This window comes from Psychrobacter sp. T6-1 (assembly GCF_052258445.1).
This window is the reverse complement of the sequence record NZ_JBQQFC010000814.1, coordinates 1-535: the sequence shown is the minus strand read 5'-3', so window position 1 is coordinate 535 and position 535 is coordinate 1. Positions and strand designations below refer to the sequence as shown.

Sequence of the window (535 nt, the reverse complement as noted above, 5' to 3'; positions counted from 1 at the left end):
AGCTTGCTTATAGACGTCAGCTGCAAACGTGCTGCTACTCGTATCAAAGGTTGCAAAGATATTATCCTGCGACACTCTAAACGGTCTGTGACAGGCAAGACTAAATAAACACTCCAAAGCTTGCGGCTTGATTTCCACGCGCTCAAAGGCCAGTTGCTCATCTTGATTGCGCCCATCTGCTGCGTACCAATAGCCAAAATCATCAAGACGCCTACGTGCTTGTCCTGCGATGCACCAGTGACTGATTTCATGCAAAGCGCTGGCGAAAAACCCATGAGCAAAGGCTATGCGAGCTGGTTTATCATAAGTTGCGGCAAAATACTCAGGTTCGCCATCACTGTGCACCAATATTACGTTTTGATTGGCAAATAAGGTATTAAACAAATCAATCAAAGCATCAACGCTTTTTTCTTCTTTAGCCTCTGACCACTCATAGATCATCAAACCTTTATCACATGATGAATGAATATCAGTGAGGATTGATGGAGAATCATATGACTGTATATAAGACTTGAGTTCATTCATTAAAGACAGA

The 535-nt window shown here is 42.6% G+C and carries 1 protein-coding gene; it reads right to left on the bottom strand.

The features are described 5' to 3' along the window. Positions 1-441, bottom strand: a 441-nt coding sequence (locus ACTXGO_RS16130; protein ID WP_443575237.1) for an elongation factor P hydroxylase, incomplete at its 3' end; no start/stop codon positions are given. Positions 442-535 lie beyond the last annotated feature (94 nt).